This is a genomic window from Paenibacillus sp. J31P316 (assembly GCF_056269105.1).
Map to the genome: position 1 here is coordinate 59,522 of NZ_JBWDNI010000013.1, position 18,681 is coordinate 78,202.

The window sequence follows — 18,681 nt, forward strand, 5'->3', positions numbered from 1 at the left end:
GCCTGCGTGGGCCGAGCAGCTACAGTAGCCCTTTGCGGCGCGCCCAATAGACGGCGCCGCCGCCAATGACGACGATTCCGGCGATGACGCCGACGGTAATCGCTGGATTTGTCTTGTTCTCCCGGGCCATGGCGGCATGCTGCTTGGTGCCGTCGATGGTATCGGGTTCGGCCGCCTGCGCGGCGTCATCCGGGTTGTTCGCGCCATCGTTCTTCCCGCCGCCTGCGGCCGCTTGGCCAGGCGTATACGGGAAGAGCGGCTTCAGCGCGCCATACGCCCGGTTGACGGCGGCTTCGAGCCCCTTCGCGTCGGCTTCCTTCTGGCCTACGCCGAATAAACCGGGATTGCCGATCGCTTCCAGCGCGGCGTCAAAATCGGCGGATACGCCGTCCAGCTCCGCCTTGGACAGCTTCGCTTCCGCGTAAGGAACAAGCGCCTCGTATGTCGCGCGGGCTTTGGCCAGCAGGAGCTTCGCCTGCGTGTAATCGGCGATGCTTTGAATCGCACTGTCGAATCGCCGATCCAAATTCATGATCATCAACGCTTTATAATTGGCAATCGTTACATCCAGATTCTGGGATTGTATATTAGCATCCAGCGTCGCGGCGACATCTTCGCCGAAATGGGAGGCAATCTCGTCCCGCCTTTCCTTATGGGCGGCTTCCGCGCCCTTCCAGTCCGCCGGCGATTTGGCGAGGTCGGCTACGACGAGCTTGAACGTCTCGGCTACGTCCTCCGTGTTGGCATCCCCATAGGAGTAAGCCCATGCGCCCGCGGGCGCCACAGCGAGGAATAGCGCAACGAGCAGCATCACGGTCTTCAACAGCATGCGCATGATTGCAATTCACCTTTTCCTGGTCGTCTTTGCTTGTTCGCAAGGCGCACCTGTGGAGTCCGCCCGCTAACAACGATAATCATTTTCAATTAGCGTGTCAATAGGTTAATTAGATGCTTCCGCTCAGCTCAAAAGCGAATATAACCGATGTGAAATCGCCACGGAACGCGCATGGAACGCGCATAGTCCGCGGCTCAGCGGCCGCCTATCCATTGGTATAGCGTAATGTCATGATAAACTGGCTCGAACAGCGGGTCACTGCTATACACCGCTATTGGCTTCACGCGATCCTTCAACGATCCGACCTGCGCTTCGAAGCCCTTCAGCACATGGTCGGTGAGCAGAATCGTAGCTCCGGGATCCGCTTGGACGTCCGCCATAAAATAATCGTACGTTTCGATCCGCCGGTTGGTTAACGGCATGCCCAGGTAATCCAGGACGCGCGTCTCCTCGTAGGTATAGACGACGAAACGCTTGTCCGGGTTAGCCTCAGCCAGCCCCCTCAGGCCCTGCTCGAGCTGGTAGACCGCCGGCGGCTCGCCAGCCTGCCGCGCGATCAGCGCGCTGCCCTGCGCGGCCTGGAGCGCGACCACGCCGGCGGCGATCAGCGCGCCGGCGGTTCGCAGCGCGCGGCGGATGCCCTCGCCGCGCGGGGATGCGCCGGCGCCGGGGTCTGCCGGCGCCGGCGTCCGCTGCGGAGCAGCGGCGTCTTCGCCGGGCGCCGCCGGCGAAGCTTGCGCGGCGGGCCGCGCTGGCGGCGCTGCCGCGCAGAGCAGCGCAAGCAGCAGCCACATCACGCCGATGAGGGGCGTGATGTGGCGCGGCTTGTCGATGTTCTGCGCCAGCAGCGCCCAGGCGCCGTAGGCGCCCGCGAGCGCGGCGAGCGCGCCCGGCAGCCCCGGGCGGCGGAGCCACGCGGCCGCCGCCCGGGGCCCGGGACGAGCGCCGGCGCTCGCGCTGCCGCGGGGCGGGCGAGGCCGCGCCCCCGCGGAGAGCACGGCGGCGAGCAGCAGCGCCGCCGCCGCAGCGAACAGCGCCGTGGACCGGGCGAACATCCCGGTCCACAGCACGTTGTCGCCCGCGAAGCGAAGCACGCGCTCCGCGAACGAAACTTCGACGCCGGCGGAAGCTACGCCGCCGCCCCACTGGCTGAAGTGGCCTTCCGTGAAGGCCACGGCCAGCTTAATGAACCCCCGCACCCCGCCTTCGCTCAGCGCGAGGCCGGCCAGCCATAAGAGCTGGAAGCCCCCCGCGATCGCGAGGAACAGAAGCAACCGCGGCCAGAGCTTTCTTCGCCCGCATCTCCAGTCCGTCAAGGCCAAGCCCAGTACCCAGGCCACGCCCAACCCGAACGGGGCGAACGACAGGCGCACGCCCATCAATACGCCGAACAGAAACGCCGCGGCGGTCATTCGGCCCCATGTTCGGCGTTCCATCGCCCGCTGCCATGCCCACAAGTACCACCACAATACGGCGATGCCTGCCGCTTCCGACATCGGACGGACGCTTTGCAGCCATAAATAAGGCGAGGTCAGCAGAAGCAGCACGACAAGCAGCGTCCACAGGGGCGATAACCGTCGCCGTGCGAGCCGCCAGATCGGATAGACGGATGCCGCTCCGAGTATGATGTTCAACGATTCATAGGCATGGACAGCGTCGCCGCCGATCAACCTTCGCATCGCCACGGCCCCCGCCACGAAGTAGGGATAACCCGGAAAATGCGGCTGCATTGCGAGCAAATCGAACCTATCCAGAGCCCGTACGAAATCCACCTCATCCCAGCTCGCGGCAAACGGGCTGCGATGAGCCCAGCTGATCGCAGCCCAAGCAAGCGCGATCAACACGGCGATCACGGGCGATACTGCTTTTAGAGCCGCGGCAGTGCGTAATTCGGCTGGCAATCTCTGACTGCCTCTTTCAACTTCAGCGCCTAATCCCTTAAATCCGCCGAGACCCGAATCACCGCCCGCTGCTCGTCGCTGCCCGTCCGTCTCTCCGCGCCCTTGTTCCGACATTCCCGTACGCTCCCATCATGCCTTTACATCTCGGTCTCGCCTTGCTTTACCCCAGAACACACACAGCGCGAATCATTGCTTTACCCATACCGCTGTTCACCCTTCGCCTGCGACTGCGCCGGCATCGCCCCGTTCCCAACACGTCTGACCACCGCAAGCGCCGCCGGCATTTCCTGCCGCGTCCACCCGCGTTTCTTCACGGGCCGTCGCATTTCCCTCCAGACCGCAGGCAGAACATGCCCCAGGTACTTGCGAAACTTAATAAACGATTGCCCATGTACGCGAACCTGATACGTAATCGGCACTTCTTCCATGACAAACCCTTGACGGACCAGGTTAAGCGTCAACACCTGCGCGTAATTATAGTCGTGGATAATCTCCGCCCGCGCCATCGCTTCACGCGAAAAGCCGCGCATACCGGATTGTCCGTCCCAAATGAAGCGCCGCAGGAGCACGGCCTGCAGCAGCGTGAAACAAATATTCCCGAGGCGCCTGTGCAGCTTCATGCCGCGGATGGTCCCTTTGAATCGGGAGCCCATCGTATAGTCCGCACGGCCCGCGCAAATCGGCGCGATGACGTTCGGAATTTCCTCTGCGGGATACTCGTTATCCGCATCGATCATCAGCCCGATATCGGCGCCCAGCCGGAGACAACCTGCAAGCCCCTCCCGCACGGCCGCACCCAAACCGCGGTTTGATGGGAAGGATAAGACATGGTCTGCGCCCGCCCGGCGTGCTTCCTCGACTGTTCCATCCGTGGAACCATCGTCGATGACCAGCACCTCGACGGTCCATTCCCGTCCTATTTCCCGGGGAATCCTCGCAATGACCTGACCGATATTCCGTTCCTCGTCGTGGGCGGGAAGAAATACGACCAGCTTTCTCTTCTTCATGCTGTTCAACTTCTTTCTAGCGATGTCATTCCATTCGTTCTATTCAAAAGCATCCGTCAGCACCGGCGCCCGACTGTGGCTAGGGAGCGGCGCCCGCAGCAAATAACTGAGCGTAGGCGCCACCGAGACGAGCGAATGCTTCGCGTCCACCTTGACGCCCGCACGTACATGAGGGCCGTGCAAGAAGAACGGCACGTAGCGCTCGCCTTCGTCCAGATGGCCATGCCCGCCGATACCATCGGCTTGGCCATGGTCCGCGCACACGATGAAGGTCGCGTTCTCCGCGTCGCCCCTCTCCGTCAGCCATGCCGCGAACTCGGCGATGAGCGCATCCGCTTCTTCAATCTTTTGCCGATATTCATCATACAATGCACCCATGCTGTGGCCCGTTTGGTCGGTCGCAATAAATTGCACGATCAGCAGATCGGGATTCTGCTCCGCCATAATCAGCTTGGCCCGTTCCATGATGTTGCGATCCGCCTTATCGTTATGCATGACGGCCGTGACACTCTCCACGTCGTCGCCCATGGCGTCGATCAAGTGCGCGATGCCGAGCAGACGACCGCGTTTACCCACCTTGCGCAGGCTGTCGAAGATGGACTCCACCTTGATGCCGAGCTTCCACACCATATTGGACGTAATGCCATGCTCGCGCGGATAAGCTCCCGTGAACATCGAGGAGAAGCACACGACCGTCCGTGCCGGGTACAACGTCTCCATCTGGGTATATTCGGTGCCTTCCGCGCGCCATTTCTTGAGAAAAGGCGCATCCGCCTCCTCGAACCGGTCTTTTCGCATGCCGTCGATGACGAGCACGAACACTTTGCCGTCGGTCCGATCCGCGGGCTTGTCGACCTTCGCCGCATGACCTGGAATCTCTTTCGGCTTCCAATCGAACAAATTGCGATGCAGCACCCAAGCATAAATCGCCGTACCGATCAGGAACAACGCATACGTCCCCCAGCCAAAATCATGGCCGACTGATGCGGCATCCGACCACCTCGCCCCCGTCGTATCAACGATGAACAGCAACAGCAGAAACTTCGGCAGCTGCTCCTGCGCGTTGCCGCTCGTGGAATCGCTGTTCTTCAGCACCAGCTTCCAAAACCGTCTGAAATTCCACCACGACGTCCCGATCCGCAAGTGGTAATAAAACGTGCCCCAGAAATAGATCGTAAAGAACAGGAACAAGCCGATGCCAAGCGCGTACAACCCCATATCAAGAGGCGCATCCCGCCACAGCACCAAAGCCGCAACGACGGGAAGCCATAGGTAATTCCGGAGGAATAACGGAAAATCATAATAAAAATATAGCGCGAAGAGCGGCAGCGCCGCGATCAGCCCCAAGCCGAACTGTGCCCAGAAGCCGCCCTCACCCCACGCTTGGATATGGTAGAGCGCATAGACCGCGATCGTGAAAATCGGCGTAAACGGCTTCCCCTCGTTCAACAAATTCCAGCAGCGCGCCGCAACGATTTCAAACCCCGACGCTTTCTTCATTCTTCTTGCCCCTCTCCTCCGCGCAGCCGCATCCGGCTCCGCAATTCCGTCCCGTTTCATCCGTTCCTTCCATGCCCTGCAATGAGAACCGTTATCATGAAGTATAGTTGCACGTACTAGCCCCGTCAAACTATTTCCCGCATGCAAAAAGGCCGACTCCCTGCAGACAATTGCTTCTGCATAAGAATCGGCCTACTCGCCCGGGCAGCGCCTTGAGCGAAACGCGCAGCGCCGCCCATTGGGCGGCGCCGGCAATGTTATATCAAATCGTTAGCCTTGTTTAACCGCGATCCGGTTCATTGCGCGCTGCAGCGAAAGCTCGGCACGCAATTGATCGTAATCGTCCTTCTTGCCGTTCAGGCGCTGTTCGGCGCGCTGTTTGGCCGCTTCCGCGCGAGCGAGATCGATATCGCCCGGCAGTTCCGCGCTTTCGGCCAAGATAACGACTTTATCCTTGCGGATTTCGAGGAAACCGCCGCCAACGGCGATTTTCTCTTCAGCGTTCTTCTTCTTGATCGTAATGGGAGCGATCTTCAAAGGCGTGACCATCGGGATATGATTCGGCATAATGCCCATCTCGCCCTCGGAGCCTTTGACGATCACCATATTTACATCCTCAGCGTAAACCTTACGCTCAGGCGTTACGATTTCCAGTAAAAAGGAGCTCATGATCTTACCCTCCCATGCGCCCTACGAGGTAAGACGCAACTTCGTTAGCTTAGGCGAATTAAACCTCTTGTGCGAGTTTTTGCGCCTTCGCAACTGCATCTTCGATCGTTCCGACGTTGTGGAATGCCGGTTCTGGAAGGTCGTCATGCTTGCCTTCGAGAATTTCCTTGAAGCTGCGTACCGTTTCTTTAACCGGTACGTACAGGCCTGGCATACCATTGAACGCTTCGGCAACGTGAAGCGGCTGCGACAGGAACAATTGGATACGACGAGCGCGGATAACGATGAGTTTGTCTTCTTCGGACAACTCGTCCATACCGAGGATCGCGATGATATCCAAAAGCTCTTTGTAGCGTTGCAGCAATTTCTTAACGCTTTGAGCGACTTGGTAATGCTCTTCGCCAAGGATCTCAGGCGTCAGGATACGGGAAGACGAAGCGAGCGGATCTACGGCCGGGAAGATACCCATGGCAGCGATGTTACGCTCAAGGTTAGTCGTTGCGTCCAAGTGGGCAAACGCCGTTGCAGGAGCCGGATCCGTATAGTCATCGGCAGGAACGTAGATCGCTTGAATGGAAGTAACGGAACCCTTTTTCGTCGAAGTGATACGCTCTTGCAGTTGACCCATTTCAGTTGCCAGCGTAGGCTGGTAACCTACTGCGGACGGCATACGGCCGAGCAATGCGGATACTTCGGAACCGGCTTGCGTAAAGCGGAAGATGTTATCGACGAACAGCAGAACGTCTCTTCCTTCTACGTCACGGAAATACTCAGCCATCGTCAAGCCTGTCAGTGCCACGCGAAGACGCGCGCCTGGAGGCTCGTTCATTTGACCGAATACCATCGCGGTTTTAGCGATAACGCCGGAATCGCTCATCTCGTGGTAAAGGTCATTACCTTCACGAGTACGCTCGCCGACGCCGGCGAATACGGAGATACCGCCGTGCTCTTGCGCGATGTTGTGGATCAGCTCTTGCATCGTTACGGTTTTACCTACGCCCGCGCCGCCGAAGAGACCGATTTTACCGCCTTTGGAGTAAGGAGCCATAAGGTCGATAACCTTGATGCCTGTTTCCAGGATTTCTTGGGAAGTCGACAGCTCTTCGAAAGGAGGAGCTTGACGGTGGATCGGGTTAGCGATCGAACGGTCAACGTCGCCGTTGTTGTCGATTGGATCGCCGAGTACGTTGAATACGCGACCCAGCGTAGCCGGACCTACAGGAACCGTGATCGGGTTGCCCGTATCTACGGCTTCCGTACCTCTGACAAGACCGTCAGTGGACGACATTGCAACGCAGCGAACCAAGTTGTCACCGAGATGAGTCGCGACTTCAACCGTCAGGTTGATGTTGACTTCGCCTGGGTTTTGCGCTTGTTTCACAATTTTGATTGCATTCAGAATCTCAGGCAGATGGCCGTTCTCGAACGCGATGTCGACAACCGGACCTGTGACCTGGACTACATGCCCCTTGCTCATTCTTGTACCTCCTAAAAGCTTTCCGGAGGAAAGCTTGCTCCGGAAGCGTAATCTTGAAAAGTTTTCCGGAGGAAAACTCTCTCCGGAAGCATAAACTTTGAGCTTTCCGGAGGAAAGCTTGCTCCGGAAGCGTAATCTTGAAAACCTTATATCACTGTTCCGAAGGAGCCCCTTCGGAACGATCGTTTGAACTTATTGCTGTGCGTTCGCACCGCCGACGATTTCCGCGATTTCCTGCGTGATCGCCGCTTGACGCGCACGGTTGTACGTCAACGTCAAGCCCGCGATCATCTTCGTCGCGTTCTTCGTTGCATTGCCCATTGCGGTCATACGTGCGCCGAACTCGCTCGCTTTGCCTTCCAATACCGCGCTGTAAATCACCGTCTCCGCGTATTTAGGCAGCAGCACGTCGAGTACCTTCTCAGGCGACGGCTCATATTCGTAGTTCGCCTTCGCGCCCGTAAACTGCGACTGATCCAGTGGGAGCAGCTGCTTGATGACAGGCACTTGGGTCATTGCATTGTAGAATTGGTTGTACACCAGGTTCAGTTCATCGTATTTGCCGCTTTCGAAACCCTTGACAGCAGCTGCCGCCAACGATTTGACATCGGCAAATTTCGGCGAATCGGAAAGTCCCGTTACTTCATCCGCAAGGGCAATGCCCCGGCGCTTGAAGTAATCGCGGCCTTTACGCCCGATGACGAACACGTCGTATTCAGCAGGAGACTTATGTTTCTCCTGGATCGTAACCCATACCTTACGAAGCACGTTCGCATTGTATCCGCCCGCCAAACCGCGGTCCGACGTGACGACCAGATAGGCCGTACGCTTGACTTCGCGGCTTTGCAGCATCGGATGCTTGATCGTGCCTCCGCCCGACGCGATGCTCGCTACGACTTCTTTGATCTTGTCGGTATATGGACGGGATGCTACCGCAGCCTCTTGCGCTTTTCTAAGCTTCGAGGACGCTACCATCTCCATTGCCTTCGTAATCTGCTTCGTATTTTGCGTGGTCTTGATCGAGCGTTTGATTTCGCGCATACCTTTAGCCATTCGTTGTCACCACCTTATTACCGGCTTTCCTGGCGAAGCTTCGCTTCGCCCTTGGCCGGTTCTATTCCGCGCTATTATTCGAACCGCACGCACGGCGTGCGGCCCGAAGGTCAAGATATGGTTTATACCGACACCGCAAAGCTGTTTTTGAAGGATTTGATCGCTTCAACCAGTACTTTCTCGTTGTCGGAAGTCAGATCTTTGGTATCGCGGATGGAAGCGAAAATTTCCGGCTTGTTGGCATCCACGTAAGCAAGGAGTCCTGCTTCGAAGCGACGTACATCCTGTACAGGAATGTCGTCCGTATGTCCGCGCGTAACCGTGTACAGCGATACGACTTGGCGTTCTACCGGCAGCGGCTGGTTAACGCCCTGCTTCAGAATTTCAAGCGTACGCTCGCCGCGGTTCAGACGGGACTGCGTGACTTTATCAAGATCGGAACCGAATGCTGCGAAGGCAGCCAATTCACGGTATTGGGCAAGGTCGGTTTTGAGCGTACCCGCAACTTTTTTCATGGCTTTGATTTGAGCGGAGCTACCTACACGGGATACAGAGTTACCAACGTTAACCGCTGGACGCTGACCGGAGTAGAACAGGTCGGACTCAAGGAAGATTTGACCGTCCGTAATCGAGATTACGTTCGTCGGGATGTAAGCCGAGATATCGCCGGCTTGCGTCTCGATGAATGGCAGAGCGGTCAAGGAACCGCCGCCGAGCTCATCGTTCAGCTTCGCTGCGCGCTCCAGCAAACGGGAGTGCAGGTAGAATACGTCACCTGGGTAAGCTTCCCGACCCGGAGGACGGCGGAGCAGCAAGGAAAGCTCACGGTATGCTGCCGCTTGTTTGGAAAGGTCATCGTAGATAACGAGAACGTGTTTGCCGTTGTACATGAAGTACTCGCCCATCGAGCAGCCCGTGTAAGGCGCGATGTAAAGAAGCGGGGACGGCTCGGAAGCGCTCGCCGTTACGACGATCGTGTACTCCAAAGCGCCTTGTTGGCGAAGGGATTCAACAACCGTACGAACCGTGGATTGCTTTTGTCCGATTGCAACGTAGATACAAATCACACCGTTGCCTTTTTGGTTAACGATCGTGTCGATCGCGATTTGCGTTTTACCCGTTTGACGGTCGCCGATGATAAGCTCCCGTTGGCCGCGGCCGATCGGAATCATGGCATCGATTGCTTTGATACCCGTTTGCATCGGCTCGAATACCGATTTACGAGCCATAACGCCCGGTGCCGGAGATTCGATTGGACGCGTAGCCGTTGTTGCGATCGGTCCGTTGCCGTCGACCGGTTGACCCAGTGCGTTAACGACGCGGCCCAGAAGCGCTTCGCCTACCGGTACTTCCATGATGCGGCCGGTTCTTTTCACTTGGTCGCCTTCGCGGATGCCCGTGTACGGTCCCATGATAACGACACCGACGTTGCTCTCTTCAAGGTTAAGGGCCATGCCCATAACGCCGTTCGAGAATTCGAGCAGTTCGCCAGCCATTGCGTTCTCAAGGCCGTGAACGCGAGCGATACCGTCACCGACTTGGATGACCGTACCGACGTCTACGACTTGAATTTCGGATTTAAATTGTTCGATCTGTTGTTTAATCAGCGTGCTGATTTCATCAGGTCTGATACTCAATTCCGTTCACCCCTATCTACAATGCTTGAGTTTTCAATGCTTGTTCAAGTCGAGCAAGCTTGCCGGAAAGGCTGCCGTCGTACAGACGGTCGCCGATGCGCACTTGTACGCCGCCGAGCAGAGCCGGTTCAACGATTTGATTCGCGATAATGCGTTTGCCGACCATTTCGCCGAATTGCGCCGAAACTTTGGCCAATTCTTCGTTAGACAACGATTTTGCCGTATATATCGTAGCGTGTGCCTGACCGAGCGCCTCTCCCGCCACTTTCGTATAAGCTTCGTATACGTCGCCGATCGCGCCTTGACGGCCGCGGACGATCAGAAGCTCTACCGTATTCAGAACCATAACCGATACTTTGTCGGACAAGGCACCTTTGATGATGGCGATCTTCTGGCTGACTTCAACGTTCGGCAATGCCAGGAATTTGCGGATTTGCGCATCCCCTGTCAAAGCTTCGACGACGACTTTCAGCTGCGTCTCGACATCAGCGACGGCGTTGTTGCTCTGTGCCAGTTCGAACAGCGCTTTAGCGTAGCGTTTAGCTACGACGCTCTCGCGGCTCATTTGCTTCCAACCTCGTTCAAGTATTGGTTAACGAGCTGCTCTTGGGACTTGTCATCGATTTGTTTCTCGATGATTTTGGATGCGATCATAACGGACATGCCGCTAACTTGGCCGCGAAGAGCCGCGATCGCTTTGTTTTTCTCGTTCTCGATATCTTTGACCGCTTCGTCCTTCAGGCGAGTCGCCTCGGATTTAGCAGTGTGTACGATCTCGTCCGCTTGCTTCGAGCTCGTTTGTTTGGCTTGCTCGATAATGTCATACGCGTCTTTACGTGCTTGCTGAAGACTGGATTTTTGCTCTTCGTATTGCTGTTCTGCTTGCTTGCGGCTGTTCTCCGCGCTCTCAAGCTGTTCCTTCACGAACTGCTTGCGCTGTTCCATGATGGAAAGCAGAGGACCGAACGCATAGCGGCTAAGCAGCCAGTATAGAATTCCGAAGGCAATCAGTTGGATGAAAAAATTTGTCCATACGATATCCAACGTACGTCACTCCTTTCCGTAAATTAGCCGGCCGCCACTAAAGCTGCCAGCAAAAGGAAGGCGCGGAGGCAATGGCACTCCCCGCCAGTTTTGCAAGTTCGCTATTAAGCTTCGCCGTAGAAAATGAACGCAAGAACGAGGGAGATAATTGGAAGTGCCTCGACCAGCGCGACACCGATGAACATTGTTGTTTGAAGCGTACCGCGAAGTTCTGGTTGACGGGAAATACCTTCTACCGTACGACCTACGATCAAACCGTTACCAATACCTGCGCCCAGTGCTCCCAGACCGAATACAATTGCTGCTGCAATTAAAGCTGTTGCTCCCATTAGAGAAATCCTCCTTAAATGTTTGAAAATAGTAGTTTTATATTGTCCCGCGTTGGAGCGGGGTTGTTACTGTGTTAATGGTCTTCGTGAACGATAGCCTGCGACATGTATACCATTGTCAGCATGACGAATACGAAAGATTGGATCGCGCCGATAAACATACTGAAGCCCTGCCACACGATCAGCGCCGGAATACCTACCCAGCTCAGCTGCATGATGACGGAAATCATAACTTCACCCGCGAAAATGTTACCGTAGAGACGCAGCGACAGAGACAACGGCTTCGAGATTTCCTTGATGACGTTCAGCGGGAAGAAAGGAATGTAAGGCTCGAAATAGTGTTTCAGGTAATGTTTACGGTTACGGCGCAAGCCCTCAACGTGCGTGAGAACGATGACGATCGCCATCAAAGCACCTGCAACGGCCACGTCTGCGGTAGGCGATTTCCACCAGGAGATGTGCGCCTCTTCTTCACCGTGGAGATTCAATTCCATGCCGAGGAAGGTCGCTCCGTGATGTGCTTCCGTGACGATGCCGAGCGGAAGGCCAAGCATATTCGCCACGAACAGATACATGATCAAGGAAATGCCGAGGACCAAGTAAGGACGACCCTTCTTGATATCCATCGAGGTTCCGATCAGGTTAATGACGAACTCGATTACCCACTCCAAGAAGTTTTGCATCTTTGTCGGATTCGTTACGGATGCACCCCGAACCGCCACTTTTGCAAGCACGAACACGATTATGCTGGTGATAACAATGGTGAGGATTGCAGCGAGGTCCCAACGCATGCCGAGCCAATGCACTTCAGGAAAAATATGTTCCATTAGTTGTTTTCACCCCTTTCATCGGAGAAATGCCTTGCTGCCGATCTGCCCTTGGATCGAAATCCCAGTATGAGTGTTGCCAATTGGGCAACAAATAATCCCGCGACCGTTCCGTAGACGTTGAAAGAAAAGTACCTGGTTGCCACGACTGCCGCAAGCAGACCGATGCACGCGCGCGTCAAAAATCCTAAATTGCCGCGCCGTTTAATTCCGGCTGCCGCGTTAGCGCCCGCCCGTTGTACTTTCCAGGAAAGATGGAAGGCGTTTACAAGACTTGCCGCAGTGCCGAGAACAAGTCCGCCGAAGAGCGATTCTCGTTCTGGAAACAGGGCCCATCCAACGAAACAGAGAGACAAAAAAAAGAACGTAATACGCATGACCGTTCGAAGGTGGCCGGACAAATCATCCATTAGTTTGCTTTGCCCCCTGTGAACGTTCGAATCAAAAGCACCGTCATAATGACGGCCACGACAAAACCCGCAGCCATGCCGACAATGCCGCCATTTCCGGCGTCAATTTTCGACCCGATCCAGTAGCCTAGTCCGAGACATGCACCTATGGTGCCGCCGACAGATCCGATGAGGCCCATTGCCCGCCACGGATTATCGCCGAGAGTGCCGTTCGCCGCGTTGCGTTTCTTGTCGTTATCGGATGGATTCATCGTTGAATCACTCCAAAACTCTTATTTATTTTAGCCAAGCTGGTTCCGATTTGTCAATTGATATAAATTCAAACATTTAGTGAACGGTCAGCCGAAAACCCTTGATTTACCTAGGGTTTCCGGTTTTCCAAACCGTACAGTAGCACTGTATGCTGTAGCGTTGGCGGGCATGCCTGCCTAGCAGCGCAAACTATGAACGTTGTGTGAACGGCTCAGGGCGTTCCGCGCGCTTTCCAAAATGATGCAGAATCGCCTGTACAATCCGGACAGAAGCTTGTCCATCGCCGTATGGATTAGCCGCTTTGCTCATTCGACTGTACAACTCTTCGTCCGACAACAACGCCCGCGCCCGATCGTAAACGACATCCTCATCGGTGCCGACAAGCTCCAGCGTCCCGGCCTGAATGCCCTCCGGACGCTCCGTCGTATCGCGAAGCACGAGCGTCGGCACGCCAAAGGACGGCGCTTCTTCCTGCAAGCCCCCGGAATCGGTCATGATCATATGCGTATGCGGATAGAAATTGTGGAATTCGAACACGTCGAGCGGCTCAATCAGCTTAATCCGCGGATGGTTGCCGAGAATTTCGTTTGCCGGTTCGCGTACGGCCGGATTCATGTGCACGGCGTAGACGATCGCGACATCCTCGAATTCGTCTGCAATCCGCTTCACCGCCCGGAAAATGTTGCGATGCGGCTCGCCCAGCGACTCCCGGCGATGCGCCGTCATAAGGATCAGCCGCTTGCCCGCAGCCCATTCGAGCACCGGATGCGTGAAGGATGCCTCAACCGTGTATTGAAACACGTCCGTCGCCGTGTTGCCCGTTATGTAGATTGCCGATTCCGGCTTGTTTTCCTTGCGCAGGTTGTCTGCCGCTTGATCGGTCGGCGCAAAATGCACGTCCGAGAGCACGCCGGCCAGCTGGCGGTTCATTTCTTCCGGATACGGCGACATTTTGTTCCATGTGCGAAGTCCCGCTTCGACATGGCCGATTTGAATTTGCTGCGCGAACGAGGCGTAGCTCGCAAGGAACGTCGTCTGCGTATCGCCGTGGACAAGCACGATATCCGGCTTCGATTCGCGAAGAACCGGCTCCAGCCCTTCCAATACGCGAACCGTCGTTTCTGTCAGCGTTTGTCTTTCTTTCATGACGTTCAGATCGTAATCCGGCGTGATTTTGAAAAAATCGAGCACTTGGTCGAGCATTTGCCGGTGCTGCGCCGTGACGCAGACGACCGATTCGATTTCATCGGGATGTTTCTCAAGCTCCAGTACGAGCGGAGCCATCTTCACCGCTTCCGGCCGCGTGCCGAAAATGGTCATTACTTTCAACTTTGCCAATGGGAGTCACTCCTAATTATTTGGTTCCGAACATGCGGTCGCCGGCATCGCCGAGACCTGGCACGATATAGCCGTGGTCGTTGAGATGGCTGTCGAGCGAAGCCAAGAAAATATCGACGTCGGGATGCGCCTCTTGAACGGCCTTCACGCCCTCCGGCGCCGCGATCAGGCACATCAGCTTGATCTGCGTGCACCCGCGGGATTTGAGCGACGCGATCGCCGCGTTCGCGGATCCGCCCGTCGCCAGCATCGGGTCGACAACGATCAGCAGCCTTTCCGTAGCGTCGGCCGGCAGGTTCACGTAATATTCGACGGGCTGCAGCGTCTCCGGGTTGCGGAACAGTCCGATATGTCCGACTTTAGCGGCGGGAATCAGCTTCAGCATGCCTTCCACCATGCCAAGGCCGGCACGCAAAATCGGAATCAAGCCTAACATACGGCCGGAGACGACTTTGCTCGGCGCTTCGACGATCGGCGTCTGGACGTTAATCGTCTCGAGCGGCAGATCGCGCGTAATCTCGTAAGCCATCATGGTCGCGATCTCGTCTACAAGCTCGCGGAAATCTTTTGTCTTGGTGTCTTTGTCGCGAATATACGTCAGCTTATGCTGAATGAGCGGATGGTCGCAAATTGTAAGAGTGCCCATTATTCATCCTCCTGAAAATCTTCTTCAACTGAGTATTATAACATTCGACATCCAATTGTGCACACGCGGCCCCGAAGCCCCCGAATCCTATGCAAAGTATGCCCGAATGCGCCGATTTCTTGCAATTGAAGAGGACCCACGGGACAGCGGATAACAGCGCGAACTAAACGCGCTAGTCGCCGCCTCCCCCGCCGCACGAGGATCCGCCTCCGCAGGACGATCCACTGTCGCTGCCACCGCCGCACGAGGCCCCGTTGTCGCTGCCGTTGTCGCAGGATGATCCATCTCCACTGTTGGAGCCATCCCCGTTGCTGCAGGCGAAAGCGTCTCCGCCGCTCCCGTTGTCCGGATCCTCATCCGGTTGGTAATCGTCCATTCGGGAAGGAAATAAATCCGCAGGACCCCAAGAAGAGAAGAAGAAGGCTCCCGACAATGCGCCCGTCATCAAACCCGCGGAATTCCAATCGGAGTCATAGGCGGCCCTTGAGGGCTCCTCATGGCGCGAAGCGGCAAGTCCTCTCCCCCGCTCGATCAAGTAATCGACCGTCGCCGCCAGATCCGGAAACAGCCCCGCGGAGCGAACGTTAAACCGATTGCCCTTAAGCGTATCCGCATCGGTCGATTCCAGCGTTTCAATCAGCTCCCGCGGCATCGGCGTCCGGTAGAACGCTCCCCACAGGCGCGCGCTTCCGACAGCAGGCAGGAACAGCTCGCCGTAGATCCAATCGAACCAGGCGCGCTCTCCAGGATCAGGCTTGGCGTCCGTCGCATGCGGCGCGTGATGGATAAGCTGTCCGCAGAAGCCGTTGCAGAAGGTCTCGTATTCCCGCGTGAACATGAGCATCTCATGCCACACGTCGTCGACCTTCGCGCTGTACATCGGTACGCCGCGAAGCACGCCGCACATCAGAAAATACCGCTTCAGCTCGAACCAGCGCCAGCTCCATTCCGCATCGCGAAGGCTAGGCTCGCCGCGAAGAACCCGGTCCTTGACGCGCACCTCGAAGTCCGGCGTCAATGCCGCTTCCAGCCGTACGGCTGCGGGATGAGCCGGGTGTCCCTCGGGTACGCCGAGGTATTCCGGCGGTACGGGAAGCGGCGCAGTGGAGCGGTTCATGCGCGGACGGCTCCCGCCGCCGCGGACGGATGCGCCATTCTTCGACTTCATGATATTCGACAGGATGACCACGGCAACCAAAACGATAATAATGAGTAACAGAGGCACTCGAACACACTCCCCCTTCCGGAATAGATATCTCCATCATAGCATGTGCGCCGCAGGCAACATGCGGTTTTTGAGGAAAAATTAACTTATGCGATCTTGCGCATTTACTTGCGCATAAAAAATCCCTCTCCGGCAAGAACAACGCTTGGCGCATTGTTCTTGCGGAAAGGGATCCATGTGCCTCCGGCTCGCGCAAGAAGCCGAGTGGCTCTTAGCCGCGGAGCAGCAGCCGATTCATATGATCAACCGTAAACTTGACGCCTTGCTCGCCAAGCTCTCCCGTCCACGTGCTGGAATGCGGCTCGATGCTCAGGCCGCCTTGGTAACCGACGCCGTACAGGATCGCCATGAACGTTCCCCAGTCGGTTTGGTCGAGACCTGCCGGCGGATCGTCGAAGCGCTTGCCGTTCACGATGACCGAGCCTTTGATATGCACATGCAGGAAACGGTGCCCCCAATCCGTCATCTCGCGCAAATAGTCCTGTCCGTTGTAACGGGCATGGGACGGGTCGAATTTGATGCCGAGCTCCGGCAGGTGGCCGTGAATGAGCTTCCACGCCGTCTCGTCGACAATATAGCTGTTCCAGTGGCAATTGTACGTCGCGATGCGGACGCCGCGGTCGCGGCCGTAATCCAACAGCTTCTCCAAGTAGGCAATGGAGGCGCGGACGTTCTCGAAATACGACAGTTCTTCAACGTAGTTGGCTCCGCAGACGAAGACCGGGCAGCCAAGCTCCTGACAAGCGTCGATCAGCGCGTAGGAAGCTTGCAGCTCTTCCTCGACGATGCTTCCGTCCTTCGCGATCCGGTCCGGGCCCCAGCGGCCGATCGAACCTACGGCGACGCCGGTGCGCTCGCTTGCTGCTTTCAATTCGGCTACCTTAGCTGTGAAATCGCTCGCCGGCGTGCCGACGTTAATGCAAAACTCCAAAAATTCCAGGCCGAGTCCGGCGGCATAATCGAAACTTTCCGCCTTCGGGTCGGCAATGATGCCCAATTTCATGTTCGAGTCTCCTCCACGATCCATAGTATGCGCGCTCAGCCGCAGGACGGCCGATCGTTTATGGATTCGACGGAGCACCGCTTTCCCCTGCCTCCGCTTCGTAAATTGAAAAACCAAAAAGCCATTGACCTGCTGCAAAGTGCAGCGGCCAATGGCTCTCGTAAAGGGCGGACAGCGCGAAGCCTAAGCTGCGGCCGCCCACATTTAGATTATCTTAATAAGCGATGCCCGGGTAAAGCGGGTATTGCGACACAAGATCGCTGACCATGCCGCGTGCTTTCTCAAGCACGGCTTCGTCTTTCGGGTTCTTCAGCGTCATCGCGATGACTTGCGCGATCGTGTTCATCGCATCTACGCCCATGCCGCGGGAAGTCGCCGCAGGCGTGCCGATACGGATACCGCTCGTGATGAACGGGCTAGTCGGATCAAACGGAATCGCGTTTTTGTTGACCGTAATTTGGACGGAATCCAGTACATGCTCGGCGTCTTTGCCCGTGATGTTCAGGTTGCGCAGATCGATCAGCATGAGGTGATTGTCCGTGCCGCCGGAAACGATGTTGATGCCTTGCGCGATCAGTCCTTCAGCCAACGCTTTGGCGTTGTCGATGACGTTCTTGCCGTATTCTTTGAACGAAGGCTGCAGCGCTTCGCCGAATGCAACTGCTTTGGCCGCGATAATGTGCATCAACGGGCCGCCTTGGGAGCCTGGGAATACCGCTTTGTCGATCGCTTGCGCCCATGCTTTGCGGCACAGGATCATACCGCCGCGAGGTCCGCGAAGCGTCTTGTGCGTCGTCGTCGTCACGAAGTGCGCGTGCGGCACCGGGCTTGGGTGAAGACCCGCGGCCACGAGGCCAGCGATATGCGCCATGTCAACGAAGAGCAGCGCGCCTACGTCGTTCGCGATTTGGCCGAGTTTCTCGAAATCGATGATGCGCGGGTACGCCGAAGCGCCTGCGACGATCATGCGAGGGCGGTGCTTGAATGCCAGCTTGCGCACTTCTTCGTAATCGATCGTGAACGTGTTCTCGTTAACGCCGTAAGCTACGAAGTTATACAGCAGGCCGGATGCATTGACCGGGCTTCCGTGCGTCAGGTGACCGCCGTGCGCGAGGTTCATGCCGAGTACGGTGTCCCCAGGATTCAAGGCTGCCAGGTAAACAGCCATGTTCGCTTGCGCGCCGGAGTGAGGCTGAACGTTGGCATGCTCTGCGCCGAACAGTTCTTTGGCACGGTTGCGCGCGATATCTTCCGCGATATCGACATGCTCGCAGCCGCCGTAGTAGCGTTTACCCGGATAGCCTTCGGCGTACTTATTCGTCAGAACGGAGCCCATGGCTTCAAGAACCGCCTCGGAGACGATGTTCTCGGATGCGATCAGCTCGATGTTGTCGCGCTGGCGTTGCAGCTCCAGGCCCATGGCTTTCAAAATTTCGGGATCTTGCTTACGTAGGTTTTCCATAATTGTATATCCTCCTAAAAGTTAGATGAGCGCAGCCCGATGCCGGGAAATACGTGATGATTCGGA

Annotated in this window: 19 protein-coding genes; all 19 read right to left on the reverse strand. The window is 56.7% G+C overall.

Annotated features, from left to right (window positions below):
- Window positions 1-19: 19 nt before the first annotated feature.
- On the reverse strand, window positions 20-835 hold the full coding sequence (locus AC0YNU_RS25240) for a hypothetical protein (RefSeq protein WP_475761446.1): 816 nt from the start codon (window positions 833-835) through the stop codon (window positions 20-22).
- A 194-nt stretch (window positions 836-1,029) separates the two neighbouring features.
- Window positions 1,030-2,850: an ArnT family glycosyltransferase gene (locus AC0YNU_RS25245; RefSeq protein ID WP_475761447.1), complete on the reverse strand. Its 1,821-nt coding sequence runs from the start codon at window positions 2,848-2,850 to the stop codon at window positions 1,030-1,032.
- An 80-nt stretch (window positions 2,851-2,930) separates the two neighbouring features.
- Complete coding sequence (locus tag AC0YNU_RS25250; RefSeq protein WP_475761448.1) at window positions 2,931-3,743, reverse strand: glycosyltransferase family 2 protein; 813 nt, start codon at window positions 3,741-3,743, stop codon at window positions 2,931-2,933.
- Between the two features lie 39 nt (window positions 3,744-3,782).
- The gene (locus tag AC0YNU_RS25255) at window positions 3,783-5,243 is read right to left on the reverse strand and encodes an alkaline phosphatase family protein (RefSeq protein WP_475761449.1); all 1,461 of its coding nucleotides are present in this window, start codon (window positions 5,241-5,243) and stop codon (window positions 3,783-3,785) included.
- A gap of 270 nt (window positions 5,244-5,513) precedes the next feature.
- Entirely contained in the window at window positions 5,514-5,912 is a 399-nt protein-coding gene (locus AC0YNU_RS25260; protein ID WP_475761450.1) for a F0F1 ATP synthase subunit epsilon, read from the reverse strand.
- Between the two features lie 58 nt (window positions 5,913-5,970).
- Window positions 5,971-7,389 carry a F0F1 ATP synthase subunit beta gene (gene atpD, locus AC0YNU_RS25265; RefSeq protein WP_475761451.1) on the reverse strand — a complete coding sequence of 473 codons (1,419 nt, stop codon included), beginning with the start codon at window positions 7,387-7,389 and terminating at the stop codon, window positions 5,971-5,973.
- Between the two features lie 192 nt (window positions 7,390-7,581).
- Window positions 7,582-8,442, reverse strand: a complete 861-nt coding sequence (atpG, locus tag AC0YNU_RS25270) for an ATP synthase F1 subunit gamma (protein ID WP_475761452.1) — start codon at window positions 8,440-8,442, stop codon at window positions 7,582-7,584.
- A 122-nt stretch (window positions 8,443-8,564) separates the two neighbouring features.
- On the reverse strand, window positions 8,565-10,079 hold the full coding sequence (gene atpA, locus AC0YNU_RS25275) for a F0F1 ATP synthase subunit alpha (protein ID WP_475761453.1): 1,515 nt from the start codon (window positions 10,077-10,079) through the stop codon (window positions 8,565-8,567).
- A gap of 16 nt (window positions 10,080-10,095) precedes the next feature.
- Window positions 10,096-10,644, reverse strand: a complete 549-nt coding sequence (locus AC0YNU_RS25280) for a F0F1 ATP synthase subunit delta (RefSeq protein WP_475761454.1) — start codon at window positions 10,642-10,644, stop codon at window positions 10,096-10,098.
- On the reverse strand, window positions 10,641-11,123 hold the full coding sequence (gene atpF / locus AC0YNU_RS25285; protein WP_475761455.1) for a F0F1 ATP synthase subunit B: 483 nt from the start codon (window positions 11,121-11,123) through the stop codon (window positions 10,641-10,643). Before atpF ends, AC0YNU_RS25280 begins: the two co-directional genes overlap by 4 nt.
- Before the next feature lie 104 nt (window positions 11,124-11,227).
- Window positions 11,228-11,452 (reverse strand): F0F1 ATP synthase subunit C, encoded by a 225-nt coding sequence (gene atpE, locus AC0YNU_RS25290; RefSeq protein WP_110041963.1) that lies wholly within the window; start codon window positions 11,450-11,452, stop codon window positions 11,228-11,230.
- Between the two features lie 74 nt (window positions 11,453-11,526).
- Window positions 11,527-12,279, reverse strand: a complete 753-nt coding sequence (atpB, locus tag AC0YNU_RS25295; RefSeq protein ID WP_475761456.1) for a F0F1 ATP synthase subunit A — start codon at window positions 12,277-12,279, stop codon at window positions 11,527-11,529.
- Entirely contained in the window at window positions 12,279-12,689 is a 411-nt protein-coding gene (locus AC0YNU_RS25300) for an ATP synthase subunit I (RefSeq protein ID WP_475761457.1), read from the reverse strand. The genes atpB and AC0YNU_RS25300 overlap by 1 nt, the downstream gene beginning before the upstream one ends.
- A complete protein-coding gene (locus tag AC0YNU_RS25305; RefSeq protein ID WP_475761458.1) occupies window positions 12,689-12,940 on the reverse strand; it encodes an AtpZ/AtpI family protein in 252 nt (83 codons plus the stop codon). The genes AC0YNU_RS25300 and AC0YNU_RS25305 overlap by 1 nt, the downstream gene beginning before the upstream one ends.
- 190 nt (window positions 12,941-13,130) lie before the next feature.
- Window positions 13,131-14,279, reverse strand: a complete 1,149-nt coding sequence (gene wecB / locus AC0YNU_RS25310) for a non-hydrolyzing UDP-N-acetylglucosamine 2-epimerase (protein ID WP_475761459.1) — start codon at window positions 14,277-14,279, stop codon at window positions 13,131-13,133.
- Window positions 14,280-14,295: 16 nt separating this feature from the next.
- Window positions 14,296-14,925 (reverse strand): uracil phosphoribosyltransferase, encoded by a 630-nt coding sequence (gene upp / locus AC0YNU_RS25315; RefSeq protein ID WP_475761460.1) that lies wholly within the window; start codon window positions 14,923-14,925, stop codon window positions 14,296-14,298.
- Window positions 14,926-15,097: 172 nt separating this feature from the next.
- Complete coding sequence (locus AC0YNU_RS25320; protein WP_475761461.1) at window positions 15,098-16,150, reverse strand: glycine-rich domain-containing protein; 1,053 nt, start codon at window positions 16,148-16,150, stop codon at window positions 15,098-15,100.
- 211 nt (window positions 16,151-16,361) lie between these two features.
- Window positions 16,362-17,153: a sugar phosphate isomerase/epimerase family protein gene (locus AC0YNU_RS25325; RefSeq protein ID WP_475761462.1), complete on the reverse strand. Its 792-nt coding sequence runs from the start codon at window positions 17,151-17,153 to the stop codon at window positions 16,362-16,364.
- A gap of 214 nt (window positions 17,154-17,367) precedes the next feature.
- The gene (locus tag AC0YNU_RS25330; RefSeq protein ID WP_475761463.1) at window positions 17,368-18,615 is read right to left on the reverse strand and encodes a serine hydroxymethyltransferase; all 1,248 of its coding nucleotides are present in this window, start codon (window positions 18,613-18,615) and stop codon (window positions 17,368-17,370) included.
- Window positions 18,616-18,681 lie beyond the last annotated feature (66 nt).